Origin of the sequence: Paenibacillus sp. JDR-2, assembly GCF_000023585.1 — a bacterium.
Taxonomy (GTDB): domain Bacteria; phylum Bacillota; class Bacilli; order Paenibacillales; family Paenibacillaceae; genus Pristimantibacillus.
Map to the genome: position 1 here is coordinate 5,717,625 of NC_012914.1, position 14,918 is coordinate 5,732,542.

The window sequence follows — 14,918 nt, forward strand, 5'->3', positions numbered from 1 at the left end:
AAGCTTTCGTTTAAGATTGACCATGTTCCGGGCCGTGTTCCGCCATTGCGGTTATTATATTATTTTAACATCAGGCCAAAAGGGAATCAATTTAATATTTTTATGAATGTGATAAAACTTTACTTTACAGCACATTGTTCGTGTTCTTATACTATGCCTAACATTTTATCAAAAGGAGGATGAACATTTGTATAGCAAATCAAGGAAAATCCAATCTGTTGTTGTCATGTTAGCTTTCATGGTCTTGGCCGCATCGGCCTGGGGAGGGTCGCCGGCTAGGGCTGAATCGGGGGTGCCGGAGCCTTATCGGATCGTTGCTCTCGGCGATTCCTTAACTGCGGGTTACGAGCATGGTTATACCGAAAAATCCGTTCCTTACGGTTATGTCGAGCAGGTGTACGAGCAGTCGCTGTTCCAGGGTCTCCGCGCGGAATACGTCAATTACGGAATTCTTGGACTTAAGGCCGAAGGCTTGAACCGCCTGCTCCAGGCTGTTTCGGGCGGCCGTACCGTGAAGGCGGACGATATCCAGAAAGAGCTGCAGGATCCCCGTAAGGAAACTCTTGCCGCTCAAACCGCCCAAATGGCTAAATCCATACGTTCCGCCAGCCTGATCGTTCTAACGATCGGAGGAAACGACCTGCTTCCGGTGATGACCAAGCTGGATACCGGCGCAACCGCCGAAGAAATTACCACCTACATCCAAACGATATTGGATCAATACGAAAAGGATCTCGAAGCTTCAATCCGAACGATTGCCGCCCTGAACCCCAAAGCGCAAATGGTCATGTCGGATCAATATTTGCCGGTTCCCGCGCCTTTGCAATTCGGCTCCACGACAATCGAGCTGTATCCCGAAGCCAAGCGCAAGCTTCTGCTTGACGGAGTAACGAAGCTCCGCGGCAAGCTTGATCTGGTAAGCACCCGTCTTGCAGGCGACGGCATCAAGCTGCAGGTTGCGGATGTCAGCAGCTTGTTTGTCGGCCATGAGCTGGAGTACACCTCCATCGCGCAAGGCGACATTCATCCGAACCATCAAGGCTACGCGGCAATGGGGCGCGCTTTCGCAACCGCGATCTGGGGCGATTACCGGACCGTCCGTCCACGCCAAGCCAACGTTCAAATGTCCGTTGTTGTGGCCGGCAAGGAGCTTCCCGCCTCGGCAGCCCCGCCTGTTCTTCGAAGCAACCGAAGCTTTGTTGCCATGAGGGATATCACCGATGCTTTAGGCGCGAAGCTCAGCTGGAATAACGCATCCCAAAGCGCAGCGGTTTCTTATAACAATCATACCGTTATCCTGACTATCGGTTCTGCTTATGCGACGATCGACGGCAAGAAGGTTAAGCTGACAACTCCTCCTGCATTCCTGCTCAAATCAGGAAAGGAATCAAAAACTTACCTTCCGCTCGCCGCTTTGTCCGAAGCTCTTGGCCTCCAGGTCACATACCGCAGCACCCTGCAAACCGCCTTTATAAACAAATAATTCAACAAGACCGTAAGGTCGCATTTCCCCACTATAGTAGTAGAAATTATTCTAGTTACTTATATTCCTTCCGTAATTCCTTCAATATTTCCAGCCCGCGCGCGGACCATCTCATTAGACGGTCCAGCGCGGCGATCTGGGCTGCAACCGCCTCCTGCAGCGAGGCATTGTAGTCCGGCACTTCCCCTTCAAACGGCTTCACGTCACGAAGCAGCACATTCGTTTTTTCCGTATAGCTCAATGCTCTGCGCTCATGAAACATCGCGACGTCCGGATTATAAGGATGATGCAGGTCTCCCTGCTCGGGATGCTTCGATACAGCCAGTACCTTAAAGACCGCACGCGGCCCGTTTACTTCAACAATCTCGCCAATATATTGCCCGGACCTGACATCCGCTTTAACCAGCGCTCCCGGAACGATAAAATCACGATTTTCTTGCATATGTAATATTCCTCCTAAAATAAATGGATTAGCCTGTTTTGCGCATTCGAATGCTCGCTACTTATTTCCAATGTGCTATAATACCGCTTAGTACGTCGATCGGCTTTTCTTCATCCAGCAGAAATTCACAATATCATATAAGAATGTTTTCTTGCAAAGCAACCCGTGATTTTCCGATTGCAGCGGAGATAGCCGTCAGCTAGGACTATCGCCCCTGCAACTTCAATAGCAGGATGACTTGTTTTAAATCGAGCAGAGTCGTAATATGGAACTAGAAAAGTAGGTGACATTATGCGTAAGAAAAGAGTGCTCCTGCTCTCCGAAGGATTCGGATCAGGGCACACGCAAGCCGCGCATGCTTTGGCAGCAGGCCTGCGCCAGCTCAACCCGGATATACAGACCCGCGTGATGGAGCTGGGCAATTTTCTTAATCCCGTGCTAGGACCTTTAATTATTTCCGCCTATCGCAAAACGGTCAGCAAGCAGCCCAAGATGGTTGGCCTGATGTACCGCAGCAATTATAAAAAATCGCTAAACCGATTTATGCAGCTTGCGCTTCACCGTATGTTTTATACACATACTTCGCAAGTCATCGCCCAATTGAAGCCGGATCTCGTTATTTGTACTCATCCTGTTCCGAATGCGGTTGTCAGCCGCCTGAAGCGGCTTGGGCTGAACATAAAGCTATGTACCGTCATTACCGATTACGATGCGCACGGTTCATGGGTGAACCAGGAAGTGAACAAGTTCCTTGTCTCCTCTTCCCTGGTGAAGGACAAGCTCATTAACCACAGCGTGCCGGAGAGCCGGATTGCGGTAACCGGCATCCCCGTTCATCCTCTTTTCTGGAAATCCTACGATAAGGTCCAGATCAGGGAACAGTTTGGACTTAAGGAGCTTCCTACCGTCCTTATTATGGGCGGCGGCTGGGGTCTTATGTATGAAGACAGCCTGCTGGAATATATGACGGAGTGGCGCGAACGCGTTCAATTTATTTTTTGCGTAGGCAATAATGACAAGGTGAAAGAAAAAATGCTTGCGAATCCGAGATTCCGGCATAATAACGTCCGGATTATCGGATTTACCAAAGAAGTCAGCAAGCTGATGGATGTGGCGGATGTTCTTGTAACCAAGCCAGGCGGGATGACCTGCACGGAAGGGATGAGCAAAGGCATTCCGATGCTGTTCTACGAGCCGATTCCCGGGCAGGAAGAACAAAACTGCGAATATTTCATCAAAAACGGCTTTGGCGAAATGCTGGAGACGACCGAAACGGTTGATAAATGGATGGCTGTCATTCAGCAGCCCGAGACATCAGCCCGATACCGCCAGACCCTGATCAATAAAAGAAACGAAGAATATAATCCCCTTACTTGTCCTAAAGCCGTCTTGCAGCTGTTGCAATGACGGCTTTTTGCTTGTACAAAATACTCCCCCATTCGAATAGTACAAACCTTTTCCGGTTATTGTTATTATAGAGAAGGATACGTATATCGCAGTCGAATAGCAAAGGGAGCGGATTAGGATGAAGGAACGGAGCATGGACGGAAAAACAATCATTCTGCGTCTCGAGATCGATACCCAGCAGGCGTATTTCGGCAAAGCTGTCTCCGCCATTGAAGCGGCAGGCGGCGATATTGTAGCCATTGACGTCATTCAAACCGATAAGCAGATCAGCATACGGGACTTGACGGTGAAGATTACGGAAGCCGGCGCAGCCGAGCGGCTGCAAACCGCACTTCAGAGCGTGCCGGGCATTCGCCTCCGGCATGTGTCCGACCGCACTTTTCTATTGCATCTTGGCGGAAAAATAACGATTCAGCCCAAGACCCCCATCCAAAACCGGGATGACTTGTCCCGCGTGTATACACCGGATGTCGCGAGGGTTTGCCAAGCCATTGAAGCCGACCCGAAGAAGGCCTTTACCCTCACCATCAAACGCAATACGGTTGCCGTCGTCTCCGACGGGAGCGCAGTGCTTGGCCTTGGCAATATCGGCCCTTATGCGGCAATGCCCGTTATGGAAGGCAAAGCGATGCTGTTCAAGCAGTTTGCTGACGTGGACGCCTTCCCGATCTGCCTCGATACTCAGGACACCGAGCAGATTATTGCGTCGATCAAGCATCTTGCCCCCGCCTTCGGCGGCATTAACCTGGAGGATATATCGGCGCCGCGCTGCTTCGAGATTGAACGCAGGCTTCGCGACGAGCTCGATATTCCGGTCTTCCATGATGATCAGCACGGGACGGCCGTAGTCCTGTACGCAGGGCTTCTGAACGCCCTTAAGCTGACGAAACGCAAAATCGAAGATACACGGTTTGTTATTTGCGGAATTGGAGCTGCCGGAACGGCTTGCACAAAAATGCTGCTGGCCGGCGGCGCCAAGCATATTGTAGGGGTTGACCGCGAAGGGATTCTGACGGCAGACAAAAACTACAGCCATCCGATGTGGCAATGGTACGCGGAGAATACCAATGAGGCGAGAATCAGCGGAGGGCTAAAAGAAGCGCTCGCTAATGCCGATGTATTTATTGGGGTATCCGCCGGCGGCATTTTGACCCGGGAGCATATACAATCAATGGCTCCCGAGCCTATTGTGTTCGCCATGGCAAATCCCGAGCCTGAGATTCGGCCGGAGCTGGCCGAAGATATCGTAGCTGTCATGGCCACGGGAAGAAGCGACTATCCGAACCAGATTAACAACGTCCTCTGCTTTCCCGGCATTTTCCGGGGGGCGCTGGACAGCCGTGCGGTCACGATCAATGAGCAGATGAAGCTTGCCGCAGCCGAAGCGATCGCCTCCGTTATAAACGAGGAAGAGCTGAGCAGAATCTATATTATTCCAAGCGTTTTTAATACGAGAGTAGTTGAAGAGGTCCGCAAAAGAGTGATTCAAGCTGCGCAGGACAGCGGAGCAGCCCGCAGAAGACCAAGGGAATAAATATAGAGAAATTACATAATTTGTCTTAATCTCAATTGGGAGATTAAGACAAATTGTTGTGTATGCCTTGTCGTTTATACTATAATAGCTAGGTTAATAGGATAATAGCTTAAACCTAAGGAAGGATGTATAACGAATGGCTACGGCTTCACCAACCTTGCAGAAAAGGGACAATATCCCCCAGCTGCTACTCGTACGGGCAATGGCTATTATAGGCGTCCTGTCCGTCCATTCCACTTCGTTTGCCACCGTGACTATGGTGGATTCGAACTACTTTTTTCTTTATAATTTCTTCAATATTTTCATGAAGATTGGTACAACAACCTTTATATTCCTAAGCAGCTTTGTCCTCTTCTACAACTATTATACCCGGCCATTGGACAAGCAGCTGCTCGGAAGCTTCTATAAGAAACGGCTGTTGTACATTATTATTCCGTATTTGGTCTTCTCCTTGTTTTACTTTACGGTATTGCATTATCTTTATTATCCGGACCGCTCTCTATCAACAGAAATCCATAATTTTATCGATAAAGTACTTACCGGCAAGGCTTATACGCATTTATATTTCGTGTATATAAACATTCAGTTCTATCTGATGTTTCCGTTGTTCCTGTGGCTGATGAAAAAATATCCGCGCACGGTCAAATGGGCCATTCCCGCGGGGATTGCCATTCAATGGGCATTCTTTATTATTAATAAGCACGTGCTTCCTGCTCCCGGCGTTCCTAACCGCGGCAGCTGGTCGTTCTCTTATTTCTCGTATTATCTGCTTGGCGCTGCTCTAGGGATTTATTATCCGAAAATCAAAGAATGGATTATTATTGCAAGGAAGCATGCAACAAACGCACGAGTCGTTACATGGTTTGCCCTTTGGGCGCTGTGGATCGCGGCAGGCTTGGCCCATGTGTATTTGTATTATGAGACCAGACTTCACCTGAAATCGTTCAACACCACATTGTTCGATCTGGTGTGGAATATTCATGGGGTGCTGACCGCACTGGTTTTATTGCAAATTTCGTTTATATTGTCCAAGAAGCTGCCGAAGGTCTTAACCAAAGTTATCTCAAGACTTGGCGCTTTATCGTTTGGCGTGTACCTGATTCATCCATTCTTCCTGCTTCTCTACCGAGAATACCCGCTTCATACGGGTACGGCATGGCTGCTTCATCTTTGGTATCTCGGCGGCTTCGTGCTTGCCCTGACCGCATCCTGGATCGTCGTTGGTTTCTTCGCCCGTTATGTGCCATTTAACTGGATCGCTTTCGGCAATCTGCCAAAGCCAAAAAAACGGCCTTCTCAGCCGGTTATGCCGGAAAGACAGCTTGACGCGTAATACATCCGTAGGAGGAATAAGTTGTGAGAATGAAAGTGATTGCCGCACTCCTCGTCATCGCCATTGCGATCACTTGGCCGGTGTCCAGATACCAGCTTGAGGCTTCCGCCAACAAACCAGCGCATTACAAGAACAAGGTTATCGTCCTTATGTATCATCATATCGATGTGAAAGAAAGCGGAGCAACGATTTCACCCAGCCGGTTCGGCACGCATATGAAGATTCTGAACGATAACGGCTACAACGTAATCAGCGTTGAGCAGTTCGAGGATTTCATGCAGCACAAAGCGAAAGTACCGGATAACGCCGTTGTTATTACCTTTGACGATGGGTACGAGAGCTTTGACCAATATGCGGTTCCCATTTTGAAAAAGTATAATTTTCCGGCTACGCACTTCATCATTGGCTCTAGCACCGACCATCAGAATGTACACACGAAGCATCTGACTTGGGATACGATGCGCAAGCTAAAAGGAGAAGGCTTCAGCTTCTATAGCCATACGTATAACCAGCATGACTATGCTCCGCTTGATAAAAAGGGCAAGAAAAAGGGCCCTATGCTGAGCAATCCGATTTACCTTCCGGACAAAGGCCGCGTAGAAACGAAGAAAGAATACATGGCTCGCGTTGAAGCAGATGCCCAGCTGATGGAAAAAAGGCTGAAGGAAGAGCTGAATAATACGCGTCAGATACTCGCATTCCCTTATGGCGCTTTTAGCCCAACGGCTAAACAGCTTGAGAAGAATGCAGGTGTCACCTTATTCTTCACCGTGCATCCCGGCATTAATAGACCGGGGTCAGACGAAGCATTCCGCCTGAACGCCGGAACACCGGCACTCTCGGGCAACAAATTCCTCGAGATGCTGAAGAAATACGGATAACGATTTATGAATTACCATACAACAGCCCTTGGTCTTTCTAATGAGAAAGACCAAGGGCTGTATTTTTATTTCGGCAACCATTTTCTAACAGGACCATTTAAGAATAATTTAAGTTTAGAAGCTTAAGGTAAGGAGGCCAACAGCTATACCTTTAAAGAAAGGATATCCATAACCGATGAATACAACCTCACTAGCCTTGCAGAAAAGAGACAAGATTCCTGAACTATCCCTCGTAAGGGCGATGGCCATCACAGGTGTCCTGTCCGTTCACTCTACTTCATTTGCTACTATTGCTATGATAAATTCGAAATACTTCTTTCTTTATAATTTCTTCAATATTTTTATGAAAATCGGTACAACAACGTTTATTTTCTTAAGCAGCTTTGTCCTTTTTTACAACTATTATTCCCGTCCATTGGACAAGCAGCTGCTGGGGAGCTTCTACAAGAAACGGCTCCTGTATATTATTATTCCTTATCTTGTATTTTCATTGTTTTACTTTACGATTTTGCATTTCTTATATTACCCGGACCGCTCGCTGTCAAATGAGATTCATCGTTTCATTGAGAAAGTACTAACCGGCAGTGCCTACACGCATCTTTATTTTGTGTTTATCAACATTCAGTTTTATCTCATGTTCCCGCTTTTTTTATGGCTGTTAAAAAAGTATCCGCGTATGGTCAAATGGGCGATTCCTGCAGGCTTTGCCCTCCAATGGGGATTTTTCCTGCTTAACAAATACGGACTTCCGGCACCCGTCCCTAACCGCGGAAGCTGGTCGTTCTCCTACTTCTCGTATTATCTGCTTGGCGCTGCTCTAGGCATCTACTATCCGAAGGTGAAAGAATGGATAATCGCCGCTAAAGAAAATGCCACTGCCGTCCGCGTTACGGCATGGGTCATCTTATGGGCTTGCTGGATCGTTGCCGGCTTAACCCACGTGTATTTGTACCATGAAACGAGACTTCAAAAGCAATCCTTCAATTCAACGTTGTTTGATCTGGTGTGGAATATTCATGGCATACTAACCGCTCTCGTCCTCCTGCAATTGGCCTTTATCCTGACCAGGAAGCTGCCGAAGGCTATAAACAGACTGATCGCAAGACTTGGCTCCTTGTCTTTTGGCATATACCTGATCCATCCTTTCTTCCTGCTCGTCTACCGGGAATTCCCGCCTCACGCGGAAGCTTGGATGCTTCATCTATGGTATCTCGGCGGATTCGCACTCGCTCTTGCTGGATCATGGTTTGTAGTTGGTTTCTTCGCCCGTTACGTGCCCTTTAACTGGATAGCCTTCGGTAACCTCCCAAAGAAGCAACAACAGTCTTTCAAGCCGGTTCGCCCGGAAAGACAACTGAAGGCGTAATCCATTCAAACGCAAATAACCTTAGCCGCCCCAGGCTAAGGTTATATTATTAATGCAGAGGACTAGGACTGGATAAGGGCTCCTCATGCGGCTCCACATGAACATGGACGCTCATAATATTATGTTTGCCTTCCATCTGCTGCTCAATCTCATCGCTGATCCGATGACTTTCAATAAGCGTCAAACCGGGATCAACCTGCACGATCACATCGATGAGCACATTGCTCCCGTGTACGCGGGCCTTTATGTCTTTAATGGATTTGACGCCTTTCGTCCGCTCGATAGTGGAACGCAGCGTCATCAGCTCGTTGGCATCAAAGCCATCCGTCAGAGCATGGGTCGAGCTGTAGAAAATGTCCCAGGCGGTTTTGCATATAATGGCGCCAACCGCAAGTGCGGCCACCGGATCCAGCCAAGGCAGGCCAAACTGAGCGCCGATAATTCCAACCGCTGCGCCGATACTGACAAGCGTGTCAGATAGATTATCTTTTGCCGCCGCATGCAAAGCCTGGTTATTAATCCGGTTAGCCAACCTGCGGTTATAGAAATATACGGCACCCATACAGGCTGCCGCGAACAAAGCAACCCATGCTGAAGTCAGCGAAGGCACGGTCTGCCCTCCTGCGAATAAAGAACGTACCGTATTGATAATCACCTGCAGGCCTACCGTCGCCATTATAAACGAAGCAATAAGCGCCGCAATCGTCTCTGCCCTGAAATGTCCGTAAGGGTGATCCTTGTCGGGCGGCTTCTGAGAGATGCGGAGACCTACCAGCACAGCAACCGAAGCAATAATATCCGTCAGGTTATTAAAGCCGTCCGCAACGAGCGCTCCAGAGGCAAACCAATAGCCGGCGCCTAGCTTGATAGCCGACAGCCCGATATAAGCCCCGATGCTGACCAAGGCTCCTTTCTCGCCCTGCTTGATCTCTTCATACTGGTTCATTGCAGTAACCAAACCTCATTTCATCCTTAGTTCCCGATAATGCCTTATCCCTATCGTACCCAAGCGATTCCATACGGGTCTAAAGAAACAGTGTTTACCCTAGGCGTGCTTTTATGCATATACACAAAAAAAGAGCCGTACAGTAAAGACTGTACGGCTCTTATCCCTATTATTATACCGCGTACATACGCTCGCGGAGAGCTTTAATCTCTTCGCTCTCGAGGTACTCGTCATAAGACATCATTCTGTCGATCAAGCCGTTCGGCGTAATCTCCATGATACGGTTCGCAATGGTTTGCACAAACTGATGGTCATGCGATGTAAACAGAACCGTGCAGTCCGTATCGGTCAGACCGTTGTTAAGCGCTGTAATGGACTCAAGGTCCAAATGGTTCGTAGGCTCGTCGAGAACAAACACGTTTGCGCCGCTCAGCATGATTTTGGAAAGCATGCAGCGCACTTTCTCGCCACCGGACAGAACCGATGCTTTCTTGATCGCATCGTCGCCGGAGAAGAGCATTCTACCCAGGAAGCCGCGGATAAACGTTTCGTCCGGATCCTTGGAGTATTGGCGAAGCCATTCCACAAGGTTCAGCTCAACGCCGTCGAAGTAAGGCGCGTTGTCTTTCGGGAAGTAGCCTTGCGTTGTTGTAACCCCCCATTGGAACGTACCGGCATCTGCTTCCAATTCGCCCATCAGCAATTGGAACAGAACCGTCTTCGGAAGGCCGTTAGGTCCTACAAAAGCGATTTTGTCGCCTTTGTTGACCGCAATCGTCAGGTTATCAATAACCTTCTCACCGTCGATCGTCTTCGTCAGACCTTCAACAAGCAGCAAGGATTTGCCCGCTTCGCGTTCGCCTTTGAAATGGATAAACGGATATTTGCGGTTCGACGGACGAATGTCGTCGAGCGTAATTTTGTCCAGCAATTTTTTACGGGAAGTCGCTTGCTTGGACTTCGATTTATTCGCACTGAAGCGTTGAATAAACGCTTGAAGCTCTTTAATCTTATCTTCTTTCTTCTTGTTCTCGCCGCGTTGGAGCGCGAGAGCCAGCTGACTGGATTCGTACCAGAAGTCATAGTTGCCCACGTACATCTGGATTTTGCCAAAGTCGATATCCGCAATGTGCGTACATACGGTATTCAGGAAGTGACGGTCATGGCTGACTACCACTACGGTGCCTTCATAGCCGGACAGGAAATCTTCCAGCCAACGGATCGATTCAATGTCCAAATGGTTGGTAGGCTCGTCGAGGAGAAGGATGTTCGGTTCGCCGAACAACGCTTGCGCAAGCAAGACGCGTACTTTCTCGTTGCCGCCCAGCTCCGCCATTTTCTTGTCGTGCAGATCCGGCGTAATGCCAAGGCCGTTCAGCATCTCAGCCGCTTGCGATTCCGCTTCCCAGCCGTTCATATCCGCGAATTCAGCTTCCAGTTCGCCTGCGCGCATGCCGTCTTCGTCGGTGAAGTCAGCTTTCGCGTAAAGGGCGTCCTTCTCTTTCATTACGTCATACAGTTTCTTGTGACCCATAATAACCGTTTCGAGGACGTTGAACTCATCGTATTCGAAATGGTTCTGCTTGAGTACCGCAAGGCGTTCGCCCGGCGTAATATGAACTTCCCCGCTGGACTGTTCAACCTCGCCGGACAAAATTTTCAGAAACGTCGATTTACCTGCGCCATTCGCGCCAATCAAGCCATAGCAGTTGCCAGGCGTAAATTTAATATTTACATCTTCGAATAGTGGCTTCTTCCCGAAGCGAAGCGTTATGCCGCTTGTACTAATCATTTTATTTAATCCCGTCCTTCTTTTCCAAACTCAATTTATCTCGAACCATTATACCACAGTCTGAACGTTCAATTACACCCAATGGGAAAAGATAAACAAAAAAGACCGCCATTACGGCAGCCTTTTTCAATGCTATTAATCCCAGTTCAGTTTCACTTCGTTGCCGGTACGGGACGATTCGTAAATCGCGTCCAAAATGCGGCTGTTTGTGTAGCCCGAAAGCGCGGAGGAAATTGGCTCCTTGCCTTCGTTAACGCATTCCACGAAATGCTTGCTCAGCAGCACGCGGTCTTCTTCGCCCTCAAGCGGCTCGATGTTCGACTCGACAATCTCGTCGCCTTCATGGGTTACGAATTTGCCGTCGCTGCCAACAAGCGCCGCGCCGCCTTCCTTGCCCATCAAGTGGATAAACGGATCCTGGCTCATGCCCGCCGAATGCGCGGCCCAGCTTACATCAAGCGACAGCGTTGCACCGTTATCGAATTTGATCAGCGCCGTTGCAAGATCTTCCACATCATAGTAGCCGTCCCAGTTCGGTGTACCCCAAGTGCCGATACCGCGGCGTTCCGGACCAAATTCGGCGTAAGTGGAGCCGTATACCGATACCGGCTTTGGATTGCCCATCAGATAGAGCGACAGGTCCAGCATATGAACGCCGATGTCGATCAGCGGGCCGCCGCCGGCCATATCCTTACGGGTAAACCAGGAGCCCCAGCCCGGGATGCCTTTTTTGCGCACCCAGCCGGATTTCACGTTATAGATTCGGCCAAGATCGCCGTTCTCAACACGCGCTTTAATCGCGCGATTAATGCCGGTCCAGCGCATTTGCTGCGCCATCATGAGCACTTTGCCCGAAGCCTTCTGCGCTTCATAAATAGTACGGGCCGCCTCGGCATCAATCGCCATCGGTTTCTCCAGCAAGACATGCTTGCCCTGCTTTAAAGCTTCAATGGCTAAAGGGGCATGGAACTGGTTCGGAACGCCAACGACGACGGCATCGATCTCCGGATCCTCCAGCAAGGCCTGCGGGTTCTCGTGAACCGTCTTTATGTCAAACTCCTCTGCTCTTTGCGCGGCAAGCGGCAAATAGGCATCGGTAATCGCGGCAACGTATACCGAATCCGCTCCAACCTTCGCGAAAGTTTCCAAGTGGACCTTGCCGATAGCCCCTGCTCCAATTATGCCAAGACGAATAGGCTGACTCATTTTCTTTAGTTCCCCCTAAAATGAATAATCACCTTGATGGCGATATTCAGGCCATTTGAGATGATTCATGCTTCGAAAGCATGGGCCTAACAATATATCCATAAGTATAGCTCTCCTGCCCGGGAGAGTCACTGTGCTTATTTGGCTTACTCTTGTTCTCGTTTGTTATTTTCACGGCTTGGACAGCGCCAAGTTTCGCCGTGAAGGAGAATTCGGACACGTTGTTCCTCCAACCCGATTCGTTCCCGCTCGTTTGCCAGCCGGTCAAGAGCTTCGCGCGGCGTATCGTCGGCAAGTTTGAACGCCCCGTAATGCATCGGCACAAACCATTTGGCTCCCGTATCCTCAAACGCCCGCAGCGCCTCCTCCGGCGTCACATGCTGAGGTCCCATGAACCATTCCGGCTCGTAAGCGCCAATCGGCATTAAGGCCACATCAATATCGAATCGGCTGCCAATTTCTCTGAAGCCGGAAAAATAACCGCTGTCACCGGCAAAATAGATCGTAGGATCCAAGGAATCCTTCCGGGCCGGTTCCATAACCCACCCGCCCCAATGGGAGCTGTTCATATCCCATAGATTGCGACGGGTCCAGTGCTGCGATGGCACGAAGGTAATGCGGATGCCGTCAACAACAACAGACTCCCACCAGTGCAGCTCCCTTACATTCGTAAATCCCTTCAGCCTGAGCTTTGTGCGGAGCCCTGCCGGAACCAGCAGCAGCTTGTTGCCCTGAAGACGCCGAAGCGATTGAATATGAAGATGATCGTAATGGGAATGAGAGATAAGGATAATATCAACCGGGGGTACATCGTCAATCGGCAGCCCCGGAGGTGCCAGTCTCCTCTGAAACGCCATCTGCCCCGCCCAGACCGGATCGGTGATAATATTTTTCCCGGCAAGCTGAATGAAGAAGGTAGAATGCCCCACCCATGTCAAAGATGGCTTTACCCGATTCTCATGCAAAAATGGAAGGTCAGGCTCTATGTTAGGAATGGAATAGGAATAATCCTTTGTTTTTATTTTACGGAGACGCTCCTGGCGCCATCGCTTTAAATGCTTCATGGAATTTTGCAGCTGTACCGGCTCGCTGTTCGTAAATTTCGTGAATTTATTCTGCTTCAACCGTACATCCCTCCTGATTGTCTTGCCCTGTTATATAAAGATACCAACTTGGGAATGTCCAATCAACTGCTGCCGAGCTCTATTCGCGTAAGCTGTTTTTTTCATGTACACTATGATTATAAGCTTAAGTTAGTGAACGGGAGGCATAATGAAAATGAAACTTATTTCAATAGAACCAACCCCAAGTCCAAATTCCATGAAGCTGAACGTGGATGAATCGCTTCCGCGCGGCATCAGACAATCCTATACAAAAAAAGAAATCGAGTCCGCACCTGAGCCGCTGAAGGCGCTCCTCGCCATCGAAGGCGTGCGGAGCATCTTCCGCACGGCCGACTTTATCGCGCTGGACCGCGTTGCAAGCGCGGACTGGGCGCGTATTCTCGCCGACGCGCGAACGCTGCTGCAAGGCGGCAATGACGGCGACGCCGCAGCAGGAGCCGCGCTTGCGGCCGAGAGCTACGGCGAGGCGCATGTGCTTGTGCAAATGTACCGGGGTATCCCGATGCAGGTACGCGTGAAGAACGGCGAGCGCGAAGCCCGCTCCGCGCTGCCGCAGAAATTCACCGATGCCGTAACCGAAGCGGCCGGTGCTTCGATGATCCGCGAACGGAAGCTGGAGGAATTTGGCGTTCGTTACGGCGAGCTTGAGGAGATTGCAGCCGAGATCGTGAAGGAGCTGGAGGCTGCTTATACGCCTGATCGGCTGAAAGAGCTTATCTCGGCAGCCCAGGCGTTAGGACCCGGCGAAGAATCCGCTGCCCCTGCTAGACCGGCACCGCTGTCGCGCGAAGAAATCGCCGAGCGCTTCGAGTCCCCGGAATGGCAGGTCCGTTACGCCGCTCTGGAGCGGATGGCTCCGGAGCCCGAACTGCTGCCGCTGATTGCAAAAGCGCTGCATGACGAGAACATGTCGATCCGCCGTCTTGCCGTCGTTTATCTTGGCGATCTGCGCACGCCGGAAGCCATGCCTTACCTGTTCGAGGCGCTGCGCGACAAATCCGTATCCGTACGCCGTACAGCCGGCGATACGTTGTCCGATTGGGGCGATCCGGCTGCAACCGGCCCGATGATTGACGCGCTGCGCGATCCGAACAAGCTTGTCCGCTGGCGCGCTGCGCGCTTCCTGTATGAAGCCGGCGACGAGAGCGCCGTGGAAGCGCTGCGCGAAGCAGCGAAGGACGCCGAGTTCGAGATCCAGCTGCAAGCGCAGATCGCGCTGGAGCGGATCGAGCGCGGCGAGGAAGCTGCCGGCTCGGTATGGCAGCAGATGACCGCTGCCAGAAGCCGCGATCAGCAGCAGTAAGAGTAGCTGTTTGAGTCTCAGTCCGAATGTGCGAGGCTGCCAGCTACGTTGTATCTAACGCAGCTTAATGGAGCAATTTCATGCGATAAGCCGATTTACGT

At 50.3% G+C, this 14,918-nt stretch carries 12 protein-coding genes; 7 read left to right on the forward strand and 5 right to left on the reverse strand.

All coding sequences use genetic code 11. From position 1 onward, the window contains the following. Positions 1–187: 187 nt before the first annotated feature. Positions 188–1,483, forward strand: coding sequence for a stalk domain-containing protein (locus PJDR2_RS25145; protein ID WP_015846548.1), 1,296 nt, complete (start codon positions 188–190; stop codon positions 1,481–1,483). A 55-nt stretch (positions 1,484–1,538) separates the two neighbouring features. On the opposite strand, the gene PJDR2_RS25150 is transcribed toward PJDR2_RS25145, so the two are convergent. After that, on the reverse strand, positions 1,539–1,925 hold the full coding sequence (locus PJDR2_RS25150; protein WP_015846549.1) for a kinase-associated lipoprotein B: 387 nt from the start codon (positions 1,923–1,925) through the stop codon (positions 1,539–1,541). Between the two features lie 291 nt (positions 1,926–2,216). Between PJDR2_RS25150 and PJDR2_RS25155 the strand changes: the two genes are divergently transcribed. The 5 genes from PJDR2_RS25155 (at position 2,217) to PJDR2_RS25175 (ending at position 8,446) form a co-directional block, all read left to right on the forward strand. Further along, positions 2,217–3,332, forward strand: a complete 1,116-nt coding sequence (locus tag PJDR2_RS25155) for a UDP-N-acetylglucosamine--LPS N-acetylglucosamine transferase (protein WP_015846550.1) — start codon at positions 2,217–2,219, stop codon at positions 3,330–3,332. Between the two features lie 118 nt (positions 3,333–3,450). After that, positions 3,451–4,866: an NAD-dependent malic enzyme gene (locus PJDR2_RS25160; protein WP_015846551.1), complete on the forward strand. Its 1,416-nt coding sequence runs from the start codon at positions 3,451–3,453 to the stop codon at positions 4,864–4,866. Between the two features lie 136 nt (positions 4,867–5,002). Then, positions 5,003–6,199, forward strand: a complete 1,197-nt coding sequence (locus tag PJDR2_RS25165; protein WP_015846552.1) for an acyltransferase — start codon at positions 5,003–5,005, stop codon at positions 6,197–6,199. Between the two features lie 29 nt (positions 6,200–6,228). Then, positions 6,229–7,080, forward strand: a complete 852-nt coding sequence (locus PJDR2_RS25170; RefSeq protein ID WP_041613629.1) for a polysaccharide deacetylase family protein — start codon at positions 6,229–6,231, stop codon at positions 7,078–7,080. A gap of 175 nt (positions 7,081–7,255) precedes the next feature. Continuing rightward, on the forward strand, positions 7,256–8,446 hold the full coding sequence (locus PJDR2_RS25175; protein WP_015846554.1) for an acyltransferase: 1,191 nt from the start codon (positions 7,256–7,258) through the stop codon (positions 8,444–8,446). A 49-nt stretch (positions 8,447–8,495) separates the two neighbouring features. Here PJDR2_RS25175 and PJDR2_RS25180 read toward each other — a convergent pair whose 3' ends face one another. From PJDR2_RS25180 to PJDR2_RS25195, 4 genes are all read right to left on the reverse strand, one after another. Further along, positions 8,496–9,392, reverse strand: coding sequence for a cation diffusion facilitator family transporter (locus tag PJDR2_RS25180; RefSeq protein ID WP_015846555.1), 897 nt, complete (start codon positions 9,390–9,392; stop codon positions 8,496–8,498). 172 nt (positions 9,393–9,564) lie between these two features. Next, positions 9,565–11,184: an ABC-F family ATP-binding cassette domain-containing protein gene (locus PJDR2_RS25185; RefSeq protein ID WP_015846556.1), complete on the reverse strand. Its 1,620-nt coding sequence runs from the start codon at positions 11,182–11,184 to the stop codon at positions 9,565–9,567. 135 nt (positions 11,185–11,319) lie between these two features. Continuing rightward, positions 11,320–12,390, reverse strand: a complete 1,071-nt coding sequence (locus PJDR2_RS25190) for a Gfo/Idh/MocA family protein (RefSeq protein ID WP_015846557.1) — start codon at positions 12,388–12,390, stop codon at positions 11,320–11,322. A 146-nt stretch (positions 12,391–12,536) separates the two neighbouring features. Further along, complete coding sequence (locus tag PJDR2_RS25195; RefSeq protein WP_049790176.1) at positions 12,537–13,454, reverse strand: MBL fold metallo-hydrolase; 918 nt, start codon at positions 13,452–13,454, stop codon at positions 12,537–12,539. A 214-nt stretch (positions 13,455–13,668) separates the two neighbouring features. On the opposite strand from PJDR2_RS25195, the gene PJDR2_RS25200 reads away from it, so the two are divergent. Next, positions 13,669–14,817 carry a virulence factor gene (locus tag PJDR2_RS25200; RefSeq protein ID WP_015846559.1) on the forward strand — a complete coding sequence of 383 codons (1,149 nt, stop codon included), beginning with the start codon at positions 13,669–13,671 and terminating at the stop codon, positions 14,815–14,817. Positions 14,818–14,918: the final 101 nt, after the last annotated feature.